The organism is Streptomyces sp. NBC_01255 (assembly GCF_036226445.1).
Taxonomy (GTDB): domain Bacteria; phylum Actinomycetota; class Actinomycetes; order Streptomycetales; family Streptomycetaceae; genus Streptomyces.
The window spans coordinates 2,407,252-2,428,967 of record NZ_CP108474.1 but is presented as its reverse complement, the minus strand read 5'-3'; the positions used below and the strand labels follow the sequence as shown (position 1 = coordinate 2,428,967).

Below are 21,716 nucleotides of genomic sequence, written 5' to 3'. Positions count from 1 at the left end.
AAGAAGGAGAAGGACCAGTGGCCGACAACGCGCGGGCGAAGAAGCTGGCAGACCTCATCCGGGAGGTGGTCGCCGAGAAGCTGCAGCGTGGCGTCAAGGACCCCCGCCTGGGCACGCACGTGACCATCACGGACACCCGTGTCACCGGTGACCTGCGGGAGGCCACGGTCTTCTACACGGTCTACGGCGACGACGAGGACCGTGCGAGCGCCGCGGCCGGCCTGGAGAGCGCCAAGGGCGTCCTCCGTTCGGCCGTCGGCCGCGCGGCGGGGACCAAGTTCACCCCCACGCTGACGTTCATCGCCGACGCCCTCCCCGAGAACGCCAAGACGATCGAGGACCTCCTCGACAAGGCGCGGGCCTCGGACGCCCAGGTGCGGGAGGCGTCCTCGGGCGCCGCCTTCGCGGGCGAGGCCGACCCCTACAAGAAGCCGGGCGAGGACGAAGCCGCCGAATGAGCAACGCAGCAAAGACGCCCGACGGCCTTGTCATCGTCGACAAGCCGTCGGGCTTCACTTCGCATGACGTCGTGGCCAAGATGCGCGGGATCGCCAAGACCCGCCGGGTCGGCCACGCGGGCACGCTCGACCCCATGGCCACGGGCGTTCTCGTCCTCGGCGTGGAGCGGGCTACCAAGCTCCTCGGTCACCTCGCGCTGACCGAGAAGGAGTACCTGGGCACCATCCGCCTGGGCCAGACCACGATCACCGACGACGCCGAGGGCGAGATCACGGCGTCGGTCGACGCTTCGAAGGTCACCCGGGAGCAGATCGACGCGGGCGTGGCCGAGCTGACCGGCGCCATCATGCAGGTGCCGTCGAAGGTCTCCGCGATCAAGATCGACGGCAAGCGGTCGTACGCGCGGGTGCGCGGCGGCGAGGAGTTCGAGATCCCGGCCCGCCCGGTGACCGTCTCCTCCTTCCAGGTGTACGACGTCCGCGACGCGGAGGCGGAGGACGGCACGGCCGTCGTCGACCTCGTCGTCTCCGTCGTCGTCTCCTCCGGTACGTACGTCCGGGCGCTCGCCCGGGACCTCGGTGCCGGGCTCGGGGTGGGCGGTCATCTGACCGCGCTGCGCCGCACCCGCGTCGGTCCGTACAAGCTGGACGCGGCCAAGACGCTGGACCAGCTCCAGGAGGAGCTCACGGTCATGCCGGTCGCCGAGGCGGCCGCGGCGGCGTTCCCGCGCTGGGACGTCGACGAGAAGCGGGCCAAGCTGCTCCTGAACGGTGTCCGGCTGGAGATGCCGGCGTACCCGCCGGGTGCGGTCGCGGTCTTCGGACCCGAGGGGACCCTGCTCGCGCTGGTCGAGGACCAGCGGGGGAAGGCCAAGAGCCTCGCCATCTTCGGCTGAGGACCCATCCCCGGGACGACCGGAACGTCGCTTGTGGGGCGGGCACGCACACGTGCCCGCCCCACAAGCGTCTTCCGTGAGATTCACCCCATCAGGGAGGCGCTCGGAGTGAAACGGGGAGCGCCGGGGGGCGCGTTTCCCGACTTGGTTTTCCGGGTGATCACCGTCGACCTACCGTCGACACCATGGGACGCGGGGACCTGGCGACGCTGGTGGAAATCTGTGATCCGGCGGGCCGGCCGCGCGGTACCGGATTCCTCGCCGATCATCACGGCACGGTCGTGACCAGCCACGAAGCAGTCGACGGGCTCGCGCGCGTGGTCCTGCACGCCCCCGGCGACCTGACCTGGCTCGCCGAGGCCGAGGCCGTCACCCGCCTGCCGGAGCGCGGCCTCGCGCTCGTACGGACCGAAGGGCTCGGCGTCCGCCCCGTCGCGCTCGCGACCCGCCCCGAGATCGAACCCGGCACGTACGTACGGATCGCCGCCCACGGCTGGCGCGAGGCACGGGTCCTCGGCCCCGCCACCGTCACGTACACCGCCGCCGACCGCTTCCACGTACTCGCCGACGCCCTCGAACTCGCCATCGGCACCGAGGGCGCCGAGGCGCTCCGCCGCGGTGGCCGGGCCGCCGGCGGCCCCGTCCTCGACACCGCCACCGGCACCGTCGTCGCCGTCCTCGGCACCGCCCTGCACGGCGAGCGCCCGGCCGCCGGGTACGCGGTGCCACTCCGGCCCGACGGCCCGCTCGCCGCCCTCCTGCGGCGCAACGCGGCCACCGTCCCCGCCTACGGGCCGGACCTCAACCTCGCCGGAATCCTGGAGCTCACCGCCACCTCCACCGGCCCGGCGAGGGAACCCGACCCATGGCCGGAGCCCGTCGAACGCCCCGAGTGCGTCCGGGAGTTCGCCCGCTTCACGGCCGGGGAGGCGCTCGTCCTCGCGGTGGTCGGCGCCCCCGGCACCGGCCGCACCACCGCCCTCGCCGCGCTCTGCGCCCGCCGTGCCCAGGGCGTCGCGCCCGCCCCGACGGTCCGGCTGCGCGGCGCCGACCTGCGGGCCGAGGACCCCTCTCTCGCCGACGCCGTCGGCCGGGCCCTGCGCCAGGCGGGCCGGATCGTCGCCGCCTCCGGGGCGCTCGGCGACACCGCGACCGCCACCCCGGAGCGGGCCGCCGCCCTTGCCCGGGACGCGGGCCGCCCCCTCCTCGTCGTCCTCGACGGACCGGAGGAGATGCCACCGCTCCTCGCCCACCGCCTCGCGGACTGGACGGCCGCCACCGAGCGGTGGCTGCGCGCCCACGGAGTACGCCTGGTCACGGCCTGCCGCCCCGAGCACTGGGACCTGGCCGGCGCCCTCTACGGCCCGGGAACCCTGCACCGGCCTGCTTGCGGGAACGGGGAAGGCCTGCCCGCCGCCCTTGTGCTCGGCCCGTACACCGAGACGGAGGCACGGGCGGTCCGCCAGGGGTACGGGATCGGGGAGACCGAACTCGCCGAGGCGGACGCCCGCCACCCGCTCGCCCTGCGGCTGCTCGCGGAGGTACGGGCGGCGCTCCCCGGCGACGTGCCGGGGCGGCCGGGCCGCGAGGAGATCTTCACGGCCCATCTGGACCTGATGTGCCTGCGCGTCGCCGTCCGGGTGGCGGCGGGTTCCCGGCCCCTAGTACGGGGGACCGCCGTGCGGCTGCTCGCCGCCCGGGTCGCCGGGCAGGTCCACGAGGCAGCCCGCCGCTGTCTCGGCCCGGGCCACGGCGTCCTCGACCGGGCCTCCTTCGAGGAGCTGTTCCCGTGGCGGGAGGGCTGGGCCTCGGCCGTCCTCACCGAGGGCCTCCTCGTCCCCGCGGGCAACGGCTACCGCTTCGCCCACGAGGAGCTCGCCGACTGGCTCCAGTCCGCGCACCTCGACCTCGACGCGGCCCTGCACGCACTGGTCCACAGCCGGGGCGGGGTGACGCCTCCGCGGGGAGAGGGGGCGGGCTGCGGTACGGCTCCGGGCGCCGAGGTGGCTTCGGGCGCCGAAGAGGCCCAGGGGCGCGATGCCGTGACGGGACCCGGAGCTGCGGCGGGACACGATCCCGGCCCGGGGGGCGGTTCCGCCTCGGGGGTCGGTCCTGTCCCCGGGTACCCCGCGGCTCTTGGCCGTGCCTCCGATCCCGGTCCCCGTGCCGGAGCCGTTGGGCACAGCGTCGCGCCCGCCCGTGGTGTCGCTCCCGCGTCCGGTTGGGCGGCCGTGGCGGGTCCCTGGGCCGTTTCCCTGCCGCGTGGGCGGGACGGGGTGCTCGTCCCCCTGGCAGGTCCGGCCGGCTCCGTGTCTCCCACTCGTCCGGCCGGCCGGACGGCGGTGCCGCCCGCCGGCCGCCCGCTCGACCGGGACCCCGCCGCCTCGGCGAGCGCCGACGCCGAAGTGCCCCGGCAGCGGAGCGCCCCCGCGGCGGATCAGCTTCCCGTGCCCCGCCACCGCATCGGCCCCGTCCTCCAGGCGCTGCTGCGCCTCCACCACGAGCACGGGCCCGGCGCCCTCGCCCCGCGCCTCGCCGCGCTCCTGGAGTCGCTCGACCGGTTCGCGGACGGGGGAGCGGCGCCCGCCGATCCCCGCGCGACGTCCGGCGGCGCCCGGTCCGACGAGCCCGCCGCCCCCCACCCGTACGCCGACGCCGTCTGGTGGGCGGTCCGCCTGTTCGGGGAGACCGTGCGCCGGGTGGCCGACCCCCGGCCGTACCTGCCCGTCCTCCGCCTCCTCGCCGACCGGATCGGCGGCCGTCCCGCGCCCCAGCCGGTCTTCGCCGCCTTCGGCGCGGCCTTCTGGCAGGGACTCCCGCTCGGCGAGGACGAGCGGATCGACCTGCTCCGGCGGCTCGTGCCCGCCGACCCGCCGGCGGGCGAGGACGCGACCGGCGAGCGGTGCCTCGACACCGTCGCCGGGCTGCTCGTCGCCGATCCCCGGGGCGTACAGCCGCTGCTGTGCCGCTGGTTCGGCGACGAACGCCCGCTGCCCGCCGCCCCGCACGCCACCGTCGCCACCGCCGCCCAGGCCCTCCTGCACACCCATCGCGGGCTCGCCGTCGACGACCTCTGCGAGGCGCTCGTCTCCACCGCCCACCCGCTCGCCGACGGGCTGCTCGCCGCCCTCGCCGAGGACGAGCCCTCCGCGCTCTGCCGGGCCGTCGACCGCTGGGCCCACGACGACGGCCGCCCCGAGCGCCGGGTCGCCGCCGCCGCGTACGGCCACCTCGTCGCCGGCCGCCTCACCGTCCCCGCCGACCGTGAACTCCTCCGCTACGCCGCCCTCGCCCTGCTCGCCCGCCCCGCCGACCAGGCCCTCCACGGCCCCGCCCTCGGCCTGCTCGTCCGCGACCCGCACACCCGCGCCCGCCACCTGCCCCGCGCCATCGCCGAGCCCCGGGTGCCCGCGTCCGCCCTCGCCGAGGCCCTCGCGACCCACCCCGGGCCGGTCCTCACCGCCTTCCGGTCCCGGCTGCACGGCACGGGAGAGGAGGCCGCCGCCACGCTGCGCGCCCTCGCCGAGATCGACACGCCCGCCCTCACCCGGCGCGTCGCCGCCCTCGTCCGCGACTACGTGGCCCGCCTCCCCGAGGGTGCCGTGCACGTGGCCCGCTACGTCGACCGGCGGTTCGAGGACGGCCCGGCCGGCCGGGCCGTCCTCTTCCCCCTGGTCTCGGGGCTGATCCGGGGCCGCCCCGCCACCGTCCGCCGCGCCCTCGCCCCGGTGCTCGCCGCCCCCGGCACGGGCGCCTCCCGCCATCTGCGGGCCGAGCTGCTCGACGTACTCCTGGAACACGAGCGGTACGAGGCCGAGTCCGGCGAGCTCTCCGTCCTGGACGCCCTCCTGGCTGCCGCCGCCGAGGGCGTCGGCCTGCGCAGCGAGCCCCGCACCCGGGAGCTCGTGCACCGGGCCGCCGCCCTGTACACCCGTACGCCCGAAGGCGCCGGACGGCTCGACCGGGCCCTGGCCGGGGTCGCCCGTGAGAGTCCCGGCTTCGCCGATCTCCTCATCGGATGGACCGTCGCCGTACCGGGGGAGTGGGCCCCGCTGCTCGGTCCCGAGACCCTCCGGGTGCTGCGGAGCCCCGGCACTTCCATGCCGATGCGGACCGACGGGCGTGGGCATGGCAGTCTTAGACCTGCGTAATCGGCGAACAGGCGGACGAGGAGCGGTCACAGTGCAGCGCTGGCGTGGCTTGGAGGACATCCCCCAGGACTGGGGGCGCAGTGTTGTCACCATCGGCTCCTACGACGGGGTGCACCGCGGGCACCAGCTGATCATCGGGCGCGCCGTCGAGCGCGCCCGGGAACTCGGCGTCCCCTCGGTCGTGGTCACCTTCGACCCGCACCCCTCCGAGGTCGTGCGGCCCGGCAGCCACCCGCCGCTGCTCGCCCCGCACCACCGGCGCGCCGAGCTGATCGCGGGCCTCGGCGTCGACGCGGTGCTCGTGCTGCCGTTCACCGCCGAGTTCTCCCAGCTCTCCCCGGCGGACTTCATCGTCAAGGTGCTCGTCGACAAGCTGCACGCCAGGGCCGTCATCGAGGGCCCCAACTTCCGCTTCGGCCACCGGGCCGCCGGGAACGTCGCGTTCCTCGCCGAGCTCGGCGAGACCTACGACTACGAGGTCGAGGTCATCGACCTGTACGTCAGCGGCACCGCCGGCGGCGGTCAGCCGTTCTCCTCCACCCTCACCCGCCGGCTCGTCGCCGAGGGCGACATGGCCGGCGCGGCCGAGATCCTCGGCCGCCCGCACCGCGTCGAGGGCATCGTGGTCCGCGGCGCGCAGCGCGGCCGCGAGCTCGGCTTCCCGACGGCCAACGTGGAGACCCTGCCGCACACGGCGATCCCGGCGGACGGCGTCTACGCCGGCTGGCTGACCGCCGCCGGCGAGCGCATGCCGGCGGCGATCTCCGTCGGCACGAACCCGCAGTTCGACGGCACGGAGCGGACGGTCGAGGCGTACGCGATCGACCGTGAGGGCCTCGACCTGTACGGGCTCCACGTGGCCGTGGACTTCCTGGCGTACGTGCGCGGCATGCTCAAGTTCGACACCCTCGACGACCTGCTGCTCGCGATGGCGGCGGACGTGAAGCGGAGCCGTGAGCTGACGGAGGCGTACGACCGGGAGAACCCCGCCGTCTAGGGCCTGTCCCAGGCGTTCGTCACCACGTGACGAGGAGTTCCTTCGGGCCGCGGATCAGCCCCTTCGACTGGAACACCACGTCCTCGGGGCGGCCCGCGAGCCGCAGCTCCGGATAGCGGCGGAGCAGCGTCGACAGCATCACCTCGGACTCCATGCGGGTGAGCATCGCGCCCATGCAGTGGTGGGGGCCGTGGCCGAAGGAGACGTGGCCGATGCCCTCGCGGTCGAAGTCGAGGGTGTGCGGGTCGTCGAAGGCCTCCGGGTCCCGGTTGGCGGCGAGGTAGGAGGCGTAGACCGCCTCACCCGCCCGGATCAGCACCCCGCCGACCTCGACGTCCTCCGTGGCGATCCGCGGCAGCCCCACGCCGTTCCGGTGCGGGATCCAGCGCAGCAGTTCGTCCACGGCCTGCGGGAGCAGCTCCGGCTCGGCGCGCAGCCGGGCGAGCAGCTCCGGGCGGGTGAGCAGCGTGTAGACCATGTTGGCGCTGTTGTTCCGTACGGCGTGGGCGCCGCTGATCAGGATCGCCATGGCCAGCGAGACGGCCTCGTCGGTGGTGACGTGGCCCTCGGCGAGGGACTCCGCGAGCACCCCCGCCAGGTCGTCGGAGGGCTCCGCGCGCCGCCGGTCGAGCAGCCGGGTGATGTAGCCGTGGATCTGGGCCTTGGCCGCGCGGCTGTTCTCCGGCCCGGGCCCGGAGGACAGGATGAGGTCGGGCCCGGAGGCCAGTTCCGCCCGGTCCTCGTCCGGGATGCCGAGCAGATCGCACACCACCCTCCCGCCCCCGGAACCGTCGCAAGCCCCTGCGCGGTCCGGCCGCGCTCACCGCGCTGCTCGCCGGAGCGGCCGCCGCCTCGCTCGCCGGCGCGCCCGCCCAGGCGTCCGCCCCGCAGGGCGTCCGGGTGCCGATGCACCAGTGCTGGGTGAACGACGTCGCGGCGCCTCCCGGCGACATCGTCAGCGGCACCAGCGGCGACGACCACATCTTCTGCGACAGCGACCTGGAGAACGTCACCGTGTGGGGTGGTGGAGGGAACGACATGATCGAGGTGCGCGGCCTCGTCATCGACTCGGCCGTCATGGGCGGCGAGGGCGACGACGTCATCCGCGCCAAGCACCTGGTGCCCCAGAACGCCTCCAGCATGGTCCGCGGCAACCGCGGCAACGACGTCATCAAGGTCGCCACCGTCTCCGGCGACGGGGCGGCGCACGGCGCCGTCGTCCACGGCGACGACGGCGACGACAAGATCACCACCGGCTCGGTCACCGGTGCGCCCGGCAAGTTCAACCGCGGCGGCGGCATCGTCACCGGCAACGACGGCGCCGACACCATCAAGGTCGGCACCATCGACTTCTCCGGCCGCGTCCTCGGCGGCAGCGAGGCCGACGTCATCGAGGCGGAGGCCCTCGGCCCCGAGTCCGGCGGACTCATCCAGGCCGGACCCGGCGACGACATGATCAGCGGCCCCGCCGGCGCGGTGCTCATCGTCGGGGAGCACTGGGGGTCGGTGGACGCGGGTGTCGGCAAGGACACCTGCACGGTGCGGTCGGTCTCCACCCGGGCATCGATCAGCTCCTGCGAGGTCCTGCCGAAGGCGGCGCCGACGACCGGGACGGCCGATCCGGCGGGCACGGCCGCCGAGCCCGGTGCCACCCCGGCGAAGCCCGAGGTCGCCCCGGCCAAGCCCGCGGCTCCCGCGGACGCGGCGGTGAAGCCCCCGGGGCGGCCCCAGCCGCCCACGGGTGCGGGGGCGAAGCCCGAGGCGAAGCCCGTGCTCTGAGGGGGGACCCTGAGACCCTGAGACCCTGAGACCCTGAGCCCGCCCGGCCGTCCCGGCCGCGGCGGGCTCAGCCCGTCGCCTCCCGCGCCACCCAGTGGCACGCCACCGCCCGTGCCCCGCCGCCGTCGAGGACCGGCAGGCTCTCGCCCCGGCAGCGGTCCGCGACCGCGGCGGCCTCGCCCGAGGCGAGGACCTGGCAACGGGCGTGGAAGCGGCAGCCGGACGGGATGCGGGACGGATCCGGCGGCTCGCCGGTCAGGACGACCGGAGCGCCCCCGGATTCGGGCAGCACCGACAACAGTGCGCGCGTGTACGGGTGTTGTGGAGCCGTCAGTACGGACTCCACAGGGCCCGTCTCCACGACCCGGCCCAGGTACATCACCGCCACCCGGTCCGCGATGTTCCAGGCGAGTCCCAGGTCGTGCGTCACCACCAGGGCCGAGAGCCCGAGTTCGTCCCGCAGGCGCAGCAGCAGCGCCAGGATCTCGCCCCGTACGGAGGCGTCGAGCGACGCCACCGGCTCGTCGGCGACGATCAGTTCGGGCTCCAGGACGAGCGCGCCCGCGATGACCACGCGCTGCCGCTGGCCGCCGGACAGCTCGTGCGGGTAGCGCAGGAAGAAGCGCTCCGGCGGCCGGAGCCCGGCCCGTGCGAGGGCACCGGCGACCGCCTCCCGCTCGTCCCCCGCGTAGCCGTGGATCCGCAGCCCCTCCGCCACCGCGTCGTACACCGTGTGCCGGGGGTTCAGCGAACCGCTCGGGTCCTGGAGGACCAGCTGGGCCCGTTTCCGGTAGGCCTTGAGGGCCCCGGAGGAGTACGCGAGCGGCTTCCCGTCGAAGGAGACCGTGCCCGACGTGGGCCGCACCAGGCCCAGGAGCGAGCGGGCCAGTGTCGTCTTGCCGCACCCCGATTCGCCGACGAGCGCGACGATCTCGCCGGCGCCGATGTCCAGGTCCACGCCGTCCACCGCGCGGGCGGGCGGGGCGCCCCGCCGCCCCGGGAAGACGACGTGCAGCCCGCTGGCCGCGAGCAGTGGCGCCGTGGGGGCGTCCGCGTCCCGGACGGCGCTCGCGACGGTACTCATGACGTACTCCCCACGTGTACGCAGGCGGCCCGGCGTCCGGCGCCCGCCTCCCGCAGTTCCTGGTCCTCGGCCGCGCAGGCGTCCACGGCCACCGCGCAGCGCGGATGGAAGGCGCAGCCGCCCGGCAGGTCCGCCGGGTCCGGCGGATCGCCCGGCAGGCCGCGCGGCGCCCGCCGGGAGGCGAGATCGCCGATCCGGGGGAACGCCGAGGACAGCGCCCGCCCGTACGGGTGCTCGGCGGCCTCGTACACGGCCCGCGCCGGGCCCTCCTCGACGACCCGCCCCGCGTACATCACGGCCAGCCGGTCGCAGGTGTCGGCGAGGACGGCCAGGTCGTGGCTGATCATCAGGAGGCTGATGGACTGCTCGGCGACGAGTCCCTCGATCAGCCGCAGGATCTGCGCCTGGATCATCACGTCGAGCGCGGTCGTCGGCTCGTCCGCGACGATCAGCCGCGGGTCGCAGGCGAGCGCCATCGCGATCATCACGCGCTGCCGCTGGCCGCCGGACAGCTCGTGCGGGTAGGCGGCCGCGCGGGCGGCGGGCAGCCCGACGTGTTCGAGCAGCTCGCCCACACGTCTGCGGGCCGCCGCCGGGGTCGACCGGCCGTGCACGAGCAGCGGCTCGGCGATCTGGTCCCCGATCCGGTGGACGGCGTTGAGCGAGTGCATCGCGCCCTGGAAGACGATCGACGCGCCCGCCCACCGCACGGCCCGCAGCCGGCCCCACGACATGGCGAGGACGTCCTCGCCGTCGAGGAGGACTTCGCCCTCGATCCGCGCCGAGGCCGGGAGCAGCCGCAGCAGGGCGAGCGCGAGCGTCGACTTGCCGCAGCCGGACTCGCCCGCCACGCCCAGTTTGCTCCCCGCCTCCAGGGTCAGGTCGACCCCGCGTACGGCGGGCACGGCGGCGGCCCCGGAGCCGTACGTCACCCGCAGGTCCTTGATCTCGAGCAGGCTCAACGCCCCACCCCCAGCTTCGGGTTGAGAACGGTCTCGACGGTCCGGCCGCAGAGGGTGAACGCGAGCGCGACCAGCGCGATCGCGATGCCGGGCGGGGCCAGGTACCACCAGTGGCCGGACGAGACCGCGCCCGCCTCCCGGGCGTCCTGGAGCATTCCGCCCCAGGAGACCACCGTCGGGTCGCCGAGCCCGAGGAAGGCGAGGGTCGCCTCGGTGAGGATGGCCGACGAGATGCCGAGCGTGGTCTGCGCGAGCACCAGCGGCATCACGTTCGGCAGGACGTGCTTGCTCATGACGTGCCGGTGACCGCCGCCGAGCGCGGTCGCCCGCTCGATGTACGGGCGGGACTCGACCGCGATCGTCTGCGCCCGCACGAGGCGGGCCGTCGTCGGCCAGCAGGTCACGCCGATCGCGAGGACCACCGTCCACATCGACCGGGACATGACGGTGGCGAGCACGATCGCGAGGACCAGGGCCGGCATCACCAGGAACCAGTCGGTGACCCGCATGATGACCGTCGAGAACCAGCCGCCGTAGTGCCCGGCGATGATCCCCACCAGGGTGCCGATGGCGACCGAGAGGCCCGCCGCGAGCAGCCCCACGAGCAGCGAGATCCGGGCTCCCCAGATCAGCAGCCCGAGCAGCGAGCGCCCGAACTGGTCCGTACCGAGCGGGAATTCGGCGCTCGGCGACTCCAGCGCCGTACCCGGCGCCTGGGTCACCGACTGGACGTCCGCGCCGACGGTCAGCGGGGCGGTGAGGGCGAGCAGTGCGATGAGGGCGAGGCCGGCGAGGCCGTAGAGCCCGGCGCGGTGGGTGCGGTACTGCTTCCAGAAGCGGGCCACGGAGGCCTTGCGGCGCTGCCACACCAGGGACGTCGTGGTGGAGGGCGGCGCCTTCGCGGCCGTTGTCTCGGTAGCCGTCTCGGCAGGCGTGTCGGTCTTCTTCTCGGTCTTCTTCGCGGTCGTCATCGGCCCACCCGGGGATCGAGCAGCGGATAGAGCAGGTCGGCGATCAGGTTCATCAGGATCATCGCCCCGGCGAAGACCACGAACAGGCCCTGGACGAGCGGCAGGTCGGGCACGCTGAGCGCCTGGTAGAAGAGGCCGCCCAGGCCGGGCCAGGAGAACACCGTCTCCACCAGGATCGAACCGGCCGCCACGTGACCCAGATTGATGAAGATCATGGTGACGGTCGGGAGCAGCGCGTTCGGTACGGCGTGCCGGCGCCGCACGACGTCGTCGCGCAGCCCTTTCGCCCGTGCCGTCGTCAGGTAGTCGCCGCCCATCTCGTCGAGGAGCGAGGAGCGCATCACGAGCAGCGTCTGCGCGTAGCCGACGGCCACGAGCGTGACGACCGGCAGGACCAGGTGATGGGCGACGTCGAGGACGTACGCGAAGCCGGTCTCGCCGGTCCCCGACTCCATGCCGCCGGTCGGGAAGAGCCCCGGGATCGGCCCCATGCCGACCGAGAACACGATGATGAGCAGCAGCCCGAGCCAGAACGAGGGCACCGACCACAGGGTCAGCGCGATCCCGGTGTTCAGCTTGTCGCCGAGACCGCCGTGGCGCCAGGCCGAGCGGGTGCCGAGCCAGAGCCCGAGCGCCGAGTAGATCACCACGGCGACCCCGGTGAGCAGCAGCGTCGCGGGCAGCTTCTCCGCGATCAGCTCCCCGACGGGGGCACGGAACTGGAACGAGGTGCCGAGATCGCCGCTCAGCGCCTTGGCGCAGTAGTCGGTGAACTGCTGCCAGAGCGGCAGGTCGAGCCCGAACTGGCGGCGGAGTGTCGCGAGTTGCTCCGCCGTGGTGGGCACGCCGTGGGTCATCGCCTTCACCGGGTCACCGGGGATGATCCGGAAGAGGAAGAAGCTGGTGACCAGGACGGCGAGGAGCGAGACGAGCGCGCCGCCCAGCTTTCCCGCCGCGTGGCGGAGATAGCCGAGGGAGGAACCGGTGCGGGGTGCGCCGTCCGTGGCGCGGGCCTCTTCGGCCCGCGCCACGTCGGCGGGGGTGCTTGCCGTCGTCACGGACTACTCGCGGTCGTCGGCGGTGGTGCGGCGGCGCCGGGCGGCCCAGACGCCCACGCCGACGATGACGATCGCGGCCGCGCCGATGCCGATGATCAGTCCGGTGGACGAGCCGCCGTCCTCGTCACCGGACGCCGAGGCCGAGGCGGTGGGCACGGCCGACCACCAGCTCCAGTAGCCGTCCTGTCCCCACAGGTTGCCGGCGGCCTCCGGCATGGTCGTGATGGACTTGATCTGGTCCGTGCGGTACGCCTCCAGGGCGTTCGGGTAGGCCATGATGTTCATGTACCCCGTGTCGTACAGCCGGGACTGCATCCGCTTGACCAGATCCGCCCGCTTGGCGGCGTCGTACTCCACCGCCTGCTGCGCGTAGAGCGTGTCGAACTCCTTGTCGCAGATGAAGTTGTCGGTGGCGCCGCTGTCCTTCGGCGTCGCCGGCAGCGTGCCGCAGGTGTGGATCGACAGGACGTAGTCCGGGTCGGGGTTGACCGACCAGCCGTCGAAGGCGAGGTCGTAGTCGCCCTTGACCCACGGGTCGGAGACGCTGTCCAGGCATTCGACCTTCAGCCCGATGCCGAGCTCGCCCCACCACTCCTGGAGGTACTTGCCGATCGCCTTGTCGTTCGGGTCGGTGGCGTGACAGAGGATGCGGAAGTCCAGCGCCTTGCCGTCCTTGCCGACCCGCTTGCCGTCGGCGTTCTTCCTGTACCCGGCGGCGTCGAGGACCGTCGAAGCCGCGGCCGGGTCGTACGCCCGCTTCTGCGTGGCCTCCGGCTTCCAGAAGTACGAGCCGAAGCGCGGCGGGATGTACCCCTCGCCCTCGACGGCGTGTCCCTGGAAGACCTTGTCGACGATGGTCGTCCGGTCGACCGCGAGGAAGAGCGCCTTGCGCACGGCCGGGTCGAGCAGCGCCTTGTGGCCGTTGCCGAAGGTCTTGCCGTCCTGGGAGCGGGCGCCCGGGTTGGTGGCGATGGCGAAGAAGCGCCGGCCGGGCGCGTCGTTCACCTTGATGTCCTTCTGCGTCTTCAGCGCCGCCGCCTGGGCGGGCGTCAGATTCGGGACGAAGGACACCTCGCCCTTCTGGAGCGCGGCGACGGCGGCGTCACCGTCCTTGTAGTACTTGAACACCAGCTCGTCGAACTTGGGTGCGCCCCGCCAGAACGTCTTGTTCGGCTTGAGCTTGATGTACTGGTCGACCTTGAAGTCGGTGATGACGAAGGGGCCGTTGCCGACGATCGGGAACTGCTGGTCGTTGTTGAACTTCGAGAAGTCGCCGACCTTCTCCCAGACGTGCTTCGGCACGATCGGCACGTCGAGCGCCGTCATCGTCGCCTGCGGCTTCTTGAGCTCGATGACGAGCGTCTTCGGGTCGGTGGCGGTGACCTTCTTGAAGTTGGCCGTGAAGCTGCCGTTCGCGGTGGCGGCGTTCGGGTCGGTCATCATCTTGTTGAAGGTCCAGGCCGCGTCCTCGGCCGTGGCCGGCTTCCCGTCGGACCACTTTGAGTCCTCGCGGATCGTGTACGTCCACGTCAGCTTGTCGGCCGACGGCGACCACGCGGTCGCCAGGCCCGGGACCGTCCGGGCGTCCTTGGCGTCGTAGTTGGTGAGGTACTCGTACGCCAGCCGGTGGATGCTGGTCGAGGTGAGCTTCTGGGCGAGGAACGGGCTCAGCGAGTCGATGCTCTGCGAGACGGCCACCGTGAGGGTGGCGCCGCCGCTCTTGGAGTCGCCGTCCGCGGAGGGCGCCGCCTGAGCGGCCTGGGGGACGGCCGCGAGCGCGGTGGCGGCGACGCCCGTGGCGAGAAACAGCCGGAGGAGTCTTCGGGGGGCGGCCGGACGGGAAGGGACCTTCGTGACCATGACCATAGGACGTGACCTCGTGTCGTGGATCTTGGGGGCGCCAACTGGTGAAGCGAAGGTCTATCAGCGGGGGCCGACCGCGTCAACGATGCCTCAAACCCCTTGTGGACTGCGGGAATGCCAAGAGGCCCCGTATCGGACGGCCGATACGGAGCCTCATTGGTCTAAGCCTGTGACGCCTTACTGCTGAGGGGCTGGCGGAGCCTGCGGAGGCCCCTGGGGGTCGGCCTGCGGGGGCAGCGGCTGCCCGGCCTGGGGCTGTGCCGGATCCTGCGGCGGCTGCTGCTGTTGCCAGGCCTGCGGCACGCCGGCCTGACCTGTCCGGCCTGCCTGCCCCGGCTGTCCCGGCTGGCCGGGCTGCTGCGGATAGGGCTGCGGGGCCTGGGCCGGGTACGGCTGACCGGGTGCCGGCTGCCCCGGCGCGTACTGGCCCGGCGCGTACTGCCCGGGCATCGGCTGACCCGGCATCGGCTGACCCGGCTGGGGGTACGCCTGCGGGGCGTACGGCTGCTGCGGCTGCGCCGGGTACGGCTGTCCGGGCTGCGGCGCCTGGGGCGCGTACGGCTGACCCGGCGCGGGCTGCCCGGGCGCGTACTGCCCCGGCATGGGCTGACCCGGGGTGGCCTGACCCGGCATCGGCTGCCCGGGTGCGTACTGTCCGGGCGCGGGCTGCCCCGGCATCGGCTGGCCGGGCGGGAACTGTCCGGGCATGGGCTGACCGGGCATCGGCTGGCCGGGCGGGAACTGTCCGGGCGCGGGCTGCCCCGGCGCGTACTGCTCCTGCCCCGGCTGGCCCGGCATCGGCGGGGCCATGTGCGGAGGCAGCCCGCCCTGGCCGTCGCCGGTCCACAGCCCCTGCACCTGCTGCGCGCGGACGAAGTCCTCGGCCACCATCGCCGACAGGTGGAAGTACGCCTCGCGCGTCTTCGGCCGCATCATGTCGAGGTCCACCTCGGCGCCGGCCGACAGGTGCTCGTCGAAGGGCACGACCACGACACCGCGGCAGCGGGTCTGGAAGTGCTGCACGATGTCCTCGACCTTGATCATCTTGCCGGTCTCGCGGACACCCGAGATGACCGTGATCGAGCGCTGCACCAGGTCCGCGTAACCGTGCGCGGAGAGCCAGTCCAGCGTCGTCGACGCGCTGGACGCGCCGTCCACGGAGGGCGTGGAGATGATGATCAGCTGATCGGCGAGGTCGAGCACGCCCCGCATGGCGCTGTACAGCAGACCCGTACCCGAGTCCGTGAGGATGATCGGGTACTGCTTGCCGAGGACGTCGATCGCCCGCCGGTAGTCCTCGTCGTTGAACGTCGTCGAGACGGCCGGGTCCACGTCGTTGGCGAGGATCTCCAGACCGGACGGCGCCTGCGAGGTGAACCGGCGGATGTCCATGTACGAGTTCAGGTACGGGATCGCCTGCACCAGGTCGCGGATGGTCGCCCCGGTCTCGCGCCGCACGCGGCGGCCGAGGGTGCCGGCGTCCGGGTTGGCGTCGATCGCCAGGATCTTGTCCTGCCGCTCGGTCGCCAGGGTCGCGCCGAGCGCGGTCGTCGTCGTGGTCTTGCCGACACCGCCCTTGAGCGAGATGACCGCGATCCGGTAGCAGGAGAGGACGGGCGTACGGATCAGCTCCAGCTTCCGCTGCCGCTCCGCTTCTTCCTTCTTGCCGCCGAGCTTGAAGCGGGCGGCCGCGCCGCTGGGGTTACGGCTCGACTTCGGCTTCTGCTTGTTGTTCCGAAGGAGACGGTCGGAGGACAGCTCCACGGCCGCGTTGTAACCGAGGGGGGCGCCCGGCACGGACCGCTCGCGCTGATCGTGCATCACGGGCGAGGGCCAGGCGGCCCCGGTCCGCGGGTCGACGGGCGGCTGCGCCTCCTGCGGCGGTACGGCGCCGGGGTGCGGGTAGCCGTACCCGTCTGCGGCCTGAGCCTGCGGCGGCACACCACCGGGCTGCTGCTGCGGGTAGCCGTAACCGCCCTGCGGCGGCTGCGGGGGAGTGCCGGGCTGCTGCTGCGGGAAGCCGTAGCCACCCTGCGGCGCCTGCGGAGGAGTACCGGGGTGCGGGAAGCCGTAGCCGCCGCCCTGATGGGCCTGCGGGGGGACGGCGCCGGGCTGCGGATATCCGTACGCACCCGGAGCCTGCGGTGCCACGGGAGCCTGCGGCGGTACGGGAGCGGGGGCGGCGGGCGCCACCGGGGCGGACCACTCGGCGGTGGGCGGCAGCGGCGCGGCCTGGGGCACCGGCTGGGCACCCGGAACCGGCGGCGCGGGCCACTGCTGCGCGGGCGCGGGCGCGGCCGGCTGGAACGACGGCGGCAGCGGCGGCAGACCCGCCCCGCCCTGCGGGGCGGCGGGCGGGTAGGCCCCGTGAGCCTGCTCGGCCTGGGGCACGGCACCCGGGAGCGGTCCGGGGGCCGCGGGGGCGAAGTCGGGCTGCGCGGCGCCGGGGAAGGGCGCCGGAGCGGCGTCGGGCTGGGGCGCGGCGTCCGGGAAGGCTCCCGGAGCCGGGGCGTCGGTGGCCTCGGGGTTCACGGCCGGTGCGGCGACGATGCCGTGCTCCGTACCGCTGTCCGCGTCGGCCACAGCAGCAGCATCAGCGTCGGTGTCGGTCTCGGCCGCCGCGGGGGCCGACGGGGTGTCCGTCGTCTCGCCGTCGGCGTCGGGCGCGGCCGTCACCACGTCGTCCGAGCTCGTCGCGTCCACCGTCGCGGCCACGTCGGCCGTCGTCCCACCGGCGGAGGCGTCGACCTCGACGGCTCCCGGCGCCTCGGCACCATCCGTACCGGAAGCTTCCCCGCCGGCGGCCTCGCCCCGCGCGGCCTTCGCCGCGGCCGAGCGCTCGGCCATCTCGCGCTTGAGCGAGCCGGGAGAGAAGCGCATGGTCGCGCCGCTCTCCACGTCGCCACCGCCGAACGGCTCACCGGCCCCGGCGCTCGCCGCCGCGGGCGTCTCGGGCGCGGGGGCGGGAATCGGCAGAGGCGCGGGCGCGGGTGCAGGTACGGGCAGGGGCGCGGGCGACACCGCGACCGGCAGCTCCGGCGTACCCATGACAGGCGCCACCGGCGCCACCGGCGCCACCGGCGCCACCGGCGCCACGGGCGTCATCGGAGCCACCGGAGTCACCGGAGCGACAGGAGCCACCGGAGCCACAGGGCTCACCGGCGCCACCGGCTGCTGCGCGCCGCCCCACCCGGGCTCGAAGCCGCTGCCCGCCGGGAGACCGGGCACCGCGACCGGCGCCCCGCTCGGCGGCGGGGGAGTGGCACCGCCCGCCGCCGCACCGCCCGACGCGTTCTGCGTGTACCAGGCGGGCGGGGTGTAGTCGATGGTGAACTCACCCGTCATCTCGGCGGGATCCGCGTCGGACTGATCGTCGGCGGGTGGATTCCAACCCCCGTGGATCTCGTCGCGATCGCCGTTCACTTTGCCTCCTGGTGTGGTCGAGCACCCTTGTGCCGTTGTGGGCGGGGCTCTTCCAGCCTAATCGGCGCGGCATCCCGCGGGCAGGCCCGGCAGCCGCTCGGCGACAGCCGTTCCGACCGGGTCAAGCCCCCAAGTGACCCGGTCGCGTCGCAGAGTGAGAACCCCGACCGTTCAAATCCATGCAAAAACGGACGTACTTGAACGACTTCGTGCCGCTCAGTCCATTCTGCGCGCCCCGCCCAACAATCCGGTCTCGGCGTCCGTCGCCTGTGTCATCACGAACTGCCGGTCGCCCGGCGTGCACCACAGGGTCACCCCGTCCGCGAGCGTCGACAGCGCCTCGTACTCGTGGCGCGGGAGGCCCATGATGCGGCCGATCTGCGTGGCCTCGTCCGGGGAGACCCGCTGGACGCCGACCAGCGAGGACTTCTCCAGGAGACGGGGCGCGACCGGGCTCAGATACGGGAGCAGCGTCACGACCGACTGCCAGGGCGCCGACACGACACGGCCGCGCGGCGGCCGCATGCCGCAGTCGCGCACCACGACCACCGGGCTGCCCGCCGAGGCGCCCTGCGGCGGCACCCGGCCCACGTCGTGCAGCGAGACGCACGGCTGGCCGCCGCCCGCCGCCTGCGCGAGGGGGGTCCACGCCTGGGCGCGGCCGGTCTCGACGGCCACGCGAGCGCCGGTGGCGGCCGCGCGCAGCGCGAGCACCTGGGCGGTCCACAGACCGCCGATGAGCGTGATGTCGTACGGGACGGGCCGGTTGATGCCGAGGACGGCGGGCCGGCTCTCGGCGTCCACCCCGATCACCACGCCGTCGTCCCCGACGGGCAGGGCCAGCGCGTCGAGCTGATCGAGGGGTACGGAGTGCCGGTCGCGGCGCGGCCCGACGAGCCCGAAACCGAACCGGGGCCGCGCGTCCCGCCCCGTACGCCCGGAAGCGCGCGAGGAGCGGGAGTCACGGCGGGAGGACGGCGCACCGGAACCCGACGACGTACCGAAAGGAGAGGCGTGGGACATCAGCGCGCACCCCCCAGCGGCAGCGTCGCGAGCATGCCCGGCACCTGTTCCCGGTCGAGCCGCACCAGGCCCGTCCGCACTCCGCGCGCCGCGCGCTCCAGTTCGTGCCGCGCGGCGACCAGTTCCTCGTCGCTGCGCCCGGTGATCCGCACGTGTCCGGTCACCGTCACCTCCTGCCGGTCCCCGCCGCTGAGCGTCAGGCTGAACGTCGTCGCGAGCGCGGGCAGCGAGGTCAGCAGGGCCACCAGCTGCGGCATCGAGGCGCCCGCGCTGCCGCCGGGACCGCCCAACTGGGGCCAGCGCCCCACCCAGTACGTCGTGTGGCGCCGGTCGTCGACCCGCCAGGTCCGCGCGGTCTCCTGCGTCCGCCGCGCCTGCGCCTGCCCGCGGCCCGCCTGCGCGATCGCCATCGGGCTCGCACAGGTCGAGGTCGCGATCGCCGAGGTCAGCTCCTGCTCGGTCAGCACGCTCGCCCGGAATCCGGCGCCCGCGAGGCGGCTCGCCAGCTGGTCGGCCGCCCGCACCACGCACTTCTGCGCGCCCGTCATGCCGCCGCCGCGCGCGGCGACCGCCTCCGGGCACAGCTCGGGGTCGAGCTTGAGCGCGATCCAGGTGATCCGCACCGCGGGCGAACCCGTCTGTGCCTGGAGCGGGCCGTAGTTGCGCGCGGCCATCGACTGCGCCGGCAGATGCGGCGCGGGAGCGGGCTGCGTGTGCTGCACGATCTGCGCCGACTCCAGCCGGATGCCGTCCACGCTCAGCACGTCCCGCACGAGCCCGACGGGCAGCGGTCGCGCCCCGCGGTCCGGCCGCAGCGCCGTGCCGTCCGACTCGACCCGCAGCACGGCGGTCAGGAAGGTGCCGTCGCCGATCATCCCGACCGGCCGCCGGTCACGGTCGCTGTACGCGTACGTCCGCAGCGCCGGGTCGCACTCCACGACCGGCGCGAGCCCCGGCTCCGTGCCCTCCGGCACGGCGAAGGAGGCCGCCCGGCGCGACCGGGCGCGCAGCGCGAGGAAGGTGCCGAGCCACTCGGGCAGCGACCGCCGGTGCCGGCGTACGAGCGCCAGCAGGACGAGCACGAGGGCGACCACGCCCGCGGGCACCAGCATCAGCTGGTCCACGACCCAGGCGACGGCGAGCAACGCCGCCGCCACCTCTATCAGTACGAGCTGTTGCAATCGGAACGAACCGAAGTGTCCGGGACGTGCCTGGAGCCTCGGTGAGACCGAGGAAACGGATCCCGTGGAAGGGGGTGCGGAAGGTGTGGCCGCGCCGGGCCGCGTCCGCGTGGCGGAAGCCATCATGGAGAATCCCCCTCAATTCGTCCCGATCGCCCTGGCCCGCCAGGGCTTTGGCGGCCGGATCACCCTACCCGCCCCACGAACACCACGGGACAGCAGGCATAGTAGGGGGCCGGTCCGACAGCCGGGGCCCGGGTGTCACATCCCCCGGACCCCGCGCGAAGACTGCGCCTGACGAGAATGGGGACTCATGGCATCGCGCCGGGACGAGCTCAACGCGTACACCTTTGCGAAGAAGCGCACGGTGGCGGCATTCCTCCAACCCTCGCCCTCCGGCACGGAGGAGGGGGCACCGAGGCCGCTGCGCGCCATCATCCCCGGCCTCATCGTCGGTGCGCTGGTCATGGCCGGCTTCGGCGCCTGGGGCATGTTCAGCCCGCAGGCACCGAAGGGCTGGGACGTCCCCGGCACCCGGGTGATCGTCGGCAAGCAGTCGACGACCCGGTACGTCGTCCTGGAGACGGGCAAGGGCAAGGACGCCAAGACGCTCCTGCACCCCGTCCTCAACCTCGCCTCCGCCCGGCTCCTGCTCAACCCCGACCAGTTCCAGGTCGTACAGGTCAGCGACAAGAAGCTCGACGAGGACAAGCAGCGCGGCCCGATCCTCGGCATCCCCTACGCCCCCGACCGGCTGCCCGCCGCGGACGACGCGGGCACGGAGAAGCGCTGGGCCGTCTGCGAGCAGCCCGGCGGCGGCAAGGGCGCCAGCGTCCAGAAGGCGACCTTCCTCTTCGCCAAGCGCGACCTCAAGCGCACCGAGGGCGCGAACAAGCTCGGCGACGGGGACGTCCTGTACGTCAAGGGCCAGAAGGGCGCCGCCCAGTTCCTCGTCGACCACACCGGAACCAAGTACCCGGTGAAGGCCGAGCGCGCCGGACTGCTCACCGTCCTCGTCGGCCTCGGCAAGCCGCAGCCCGTCACCGACGACTGGCTCGCCACCCTGAAGACCGGCGACGCGATCGACTTCCCGAGCCTCGCGGGCATCGGCGGCAAGGTCGGCGACGCCGCCGACATCCCGGGTGCCAACCTCATCGGGAGCGAGAACCGGGTCGGGATGGTGCTCCTCGGCCAGACCGGCTCCGGGCCCCAGCACTACGTCGTGCTGCCCGGCAGGGTCCAGCCCGTCTCCGCGTTCACCGCCTCGCTCCTCATCAGCTCCCCGGAGACCGGCGTCCTCGACATGGACGGCAAGGCCGCCACCGTCGACTCCTCGTCCTTCGTGCCCGACCCGACCGTCTTCAACGGCAAGGCGCGCTGGCCGCAGAAGCAGGCGAAGCAGGTCAACACCGCCACCGGCGAGGGCGCCCGCGACACCGTCTGCAGCGTCCTCACCGACGTCGACGAGAAGGGCGGGACGACCCTCGTCACCTGGGCGGGCCCCGAGTACCCCGCCGAGATCACGGCCGGCGGCACCAGCACGTACGTCACCCCGGGCAGCGGCCTGCTCTACACCCAGTTCCAGGGCCAGGGGCAGCAGAAGACGCCCGACGGCTCCCTCTTCCTCGTCACCGACACCGGCCTGCGCTATGCCGTCCAGGCCAACGGCGACAGCGACGCCGCCCGTTCCGAGATCGGCACCGGGGACCAGGAGAAGCAGGCCGACGGACGCCCGGAACCCTCCGAGGCCCAGAAGCGTCTGGGCTACGAGAAGGTCATGCCGGTCCTCGTCCCGATCGAATGGTCGGAGTTCCTGTCGAAGGGTCCGCGACTCGACACCAACAGCGCGCGTCAGCCGCAGGGTTCCTAG

Annotated in this window: 15 protein-coding genes; 6 read left to right on the top strand and 9 right to left on the bottom strand. The window is 73.9% G+C overall.

Annotation, left to right across the window (positions count from 1 at the left end):
• The first annotated feature begins 17 nt into the window (after positions 1–17).
• From rbfA to OG357_RS10460, 4 genes are all read left to right on the top strand, one after another.
• Entirely contained in the window at positions 18–458 is a 441-nt protein-coding gene (gene rbfA / locus OG357_RS10475; protein ID WP_024759616.1) for a 30S ribosome-binding factor RbfA, read from the top strand.
• Positions 455–1,354: a tRNA pseudouridine(55) synthase TruB gene (gene truB, locus OG357_RS10470; RefSeq protein WP_329620899.1), complete on the top strand. Its 900-nt coding sequence runs from the start codon at positions 455–457 to the stop codon at positions 1,352–1,354. Before rbfA ends, truB begins: the two co-directional genes overlap by 4 nt.
• Before the next feature lie 185 nt (positions 1,355–1,539).
• Positions 1,540–5,505 carry a trypsin-like peptidase domain-containing protein gene (locus OG357_RS10465; protein ID WP_329620898.1) on the top strand — a complete coding sequence of 1,322 codons (3,966 nt, stop codon included), beginning with the start codon at positions 1,540–1,542 and terminating at the stop codon, positions 5,503–5,505.
• A gap of 31 nt (positions 5,506–5,536) precedes the next feature.
• On the top strand, positions 5,537–6,502 hold the full coding sequence (locus OG357_RS10460) for a bifunctional riboflavin kinase/FAD synthetase (RefSeq protein ID WP_329620897.1): 966 nt from the start codon (positions 5,537–5,539) through the stop codon (positions 6,500–6,502).
• 19 nt (positions 6,503–6,521) lie between these two features.
• On the opposite strand, the gene OG357_RS10455 is transcribed toward OG357_RS10460, so the two are convergent.
• Positions 6,522–7,271 carry a cytochrome P450 gene (locus tag OG357_RS10455; RefSeq protein WP_329620896.1) on the bottom strand — a complete coding sequence of 250 codons (750 nt, stop codon included), beginning with the start codon at positions 7,269–7,271 and terminating at the stop codon, positions 6,522–6,524.
• A 131-nt stretch (positions 7,272–7,402) separates the two neighbouring features.
• Here OG357_RS10455 and OG357_RS10450 point away from each other — a divergent pair, with 131 nt between their 5' ends.
• Positions 7,403–8,281 carry a hypothetical protein gene (locus tag OG357_RS10450; RefSeq protein ID WP_329620895.1) on the top strand — a complete coding sequence of 293 codons (879 nt, stop codon included), beginning with the start codon at positions 7,403–7,405 and terminating at the stop codon, positions 8,279–8,281.
• A 67-nt stretch (positions 8,282–8,348) separates the two neighbouring features.
• Here OG357_RS10450 and OG357_RS10445 read toward each other — a convergent pair whose 3' ends face one another.
• From OG357_RS10445 to eccE, 8 genes are all read right to left on the bottom strand, one after another.
• Positions 8,349–9,365 (bottom strand): ABC transporter ATP-binding protein, encoded by a 1,017-nt coding sequence (locus OG357_RS10445; RefSeq protein WP_329620894.1) that lies wholly within the window; start codon positions 9,363–9,365, stop codon positions 8,349–8,351.
• Positions 9,362–10,327: an ABC transporter ATP-binding protein gene (locus tag OG357_RS10440; protein WP_329620893.1), complete on the bottom strand. Its 966-nt coding sequence runs from the start codon at positions 10,325–10,327 to the stop codon at positions 9,362–9,364. The genes OG357_RS10445 and OG357_RS10440 overlap by 4 nt, the downstream gene beginning before the upstream one ends.
• A complete protein-coding gene (locus OG357_RS10435) occupies positions 10,324–11,298 on the bottom strand; it encodes an ABC transporter permease (protein ID WP_329620892.1) in 975 nt (324 codons plus the stop codon). The genes OG357_RS10440 and OG357_RS10435 overlap by 4 nt, the downstream gene beginning before the upstream one ends.
• Positions 11,295–12,356, bottom strand: a complete 1,062-nt coding sequence (locus OG357_RS10430; RefSeq protein ID WP_329620891.1) for an ABC transporter permease — start codon at positions 12,354–12,356, stop codon at positions 11,295–11,297. The genes OG357_RS10435 and OG357_RS10430 overlap by 4 nt, the downstream gene beginning before the upstream one ends.
• Positions 12,357–12,359: 3 nt before the next feature.
• Positions 12,360–14,216 carry an ABC transporter substrate-binding protein gene (locus OG357_RS10425; protein WP_329620890.1) on the bottom strand — a complete coding sequence of 619 codons (1,857 nt, stop codon included), beginning with the start codon at positions 14,214–14,216 and terminating at the stop codon, positions 12,360–12,362.
• 180 nt (positions 14,217–14,396) lie between these two features.
• A complete protein-coding gene (locus OG357_RS10420) occupies positions 14,397–17,642 on the bottom strand; it encodes an SCO5717 family growth-regulating ATPase (protein WP_329620889.1) in 3,246 nt (1,081 codons plus the stop codon).
• A 216-nt stretch (positions 17,643–17,858) separates the two neighbouring features.
• On the bottom strand, positions 17,859–18,665 hold the full coding sequence (locus OG357_RS10415; protein WP_329620888.1) for a hypothetical protein: 807 nt from the start codon (positions 18,663–18,665) through the stop codon (positions 17,859–17,861).
• Positions 18,665–19,969 (bottom strand): type VII secretion protein EccE, encoded by a 1,305-nt coding sequence (eccE, locus tag OG357_RS10410; RefSeq protein ID WP_329625554.1) that lies wholly within the window; start codon positions 19,967–19,969, stop codon positions 18,665–18,667. Before eccE ends, OG357_RS10415 begins: the two co-directional genes overlap by 1 nt.
• Before the next feature lie 190 nt (positions 19,970–20,159).
• Between eccE and eccB the strand changes: the two genes are divergently transcribed.
• Complete coding sequence (gene eccB / locus OG357_RS10405; protein ID WP_329620887.1) at positions 20,160–21,716, top strand: type VII secretion protein EccB; 1,557 nt, start codon at positions 20,160–20,162, stop codon at positions 21,714–21,716.